The organism is Aeromonas sp. QDB18 (assembly GCF_027705325.1).
GTDB lineage: Bacteria > Pseudomonadota > Gammaproteobacteria > Enterobacterales > Aeromonadaceae > Aeromonas > Aeromonas caviae.
In genome coordinates this window covers 1-912 of the sequence record NZ_JAPDBQ010000321.1, presented here as the reverse complement: position 1 = coordinate 912, position 912 = coordinate 1, and the positions used below count along the sequence as shown (strand labels likewise).

Below are 912 nucleotides of genomic sequence, written 5' to 3'. Positions count from 1 at the left end.
ATTAAATCAGATCACAAACGAAGCCTTTTTTCTATCTATTTCAATTGGTTGTAGCTAAAGATCCTGTACATGATTGCTTGCTAACCAACATGTAACAGAAGCGTCGATGTGTTTAAAAACGGCTTTGCAGGCATACCAAAGTAATGGTTGGAAAATTAAACCAGAGCTTGAACAATTGACGCATCAACCATGGTATAACGCCAGCGTTAATGAGAGGGATTTGAAAGCGTTTTTACAATCTCTTTGCGGGGATGCTATCGAGTACCTTCATGGCCCTACCGAGAAAGTTATCGGCGTTATTGAGAATATTCACAAGTCAGAGAAGGGCTTTCAAGTCTTTATCAATAAATCAACTACTTTGTCCGTGCGCATGGGAGTTCACAAAAGCAACCGGAAGCCTCAAGCGGGTGACTATGTTGAGTTGTCCCTATCTGCAAATGGTAAAGAGAGAGAGGTTGTAGCATCAGTTCCGTGTCAGTCTGTTGAAATAGCCGATGTCGGAACTGTTGAAGGCGAACTTCGCGTTGCTCAGAAAGGGTTTGGATTCGTGGACGACACCTTTGTTCCGCCGTTTTTGATTGGGGATGTTACTAACGCATCCCGCGTAAGAGTACTGCGTATTATGGCTTGGGATAAAACCAAAGCACGACACAACTGGAAAGCAATCAAGCTGACACAATTGGGGGCATAGCAACATCAGTAGCTGACGATGATGATACGCGAATTCAACTTCGAAGTGCGACACTCGCCTATGCCGCCTGACGGTACTCTTCGAATACCTTGACAGGCTGCCTGAATCCGAGACATTTCCGAGGTCGTAGGTTGAGCCACTGCTCCAGGGTGAGAGCGTGAACATCCTGTTAAATTTCAGAGAGTTTTTGCAGGCCAGCTGCGAGCACAGTGTCCAGATAG

At 45.5% G+C, this 912-nt stretch carries 1 protein-coding gene; it reads left to right on the top strand.

What is annotated here, in order from left to right; genetic code table 11:
* Nucleotides 1-73: 73 nt before the first annotated feature.
* Nucleotides 74-691, top strand: a complete 618-nt coding sequence (locus OKC30_RS21130; RefSeq protein WP_270670638.1) for a DUF7017 domain-containing protein — start codon at nucleotides 74-76, stop codon at nucleotides 689-691.
* Nucleotides 692-912: the final 221 nt, after the last annotated feature.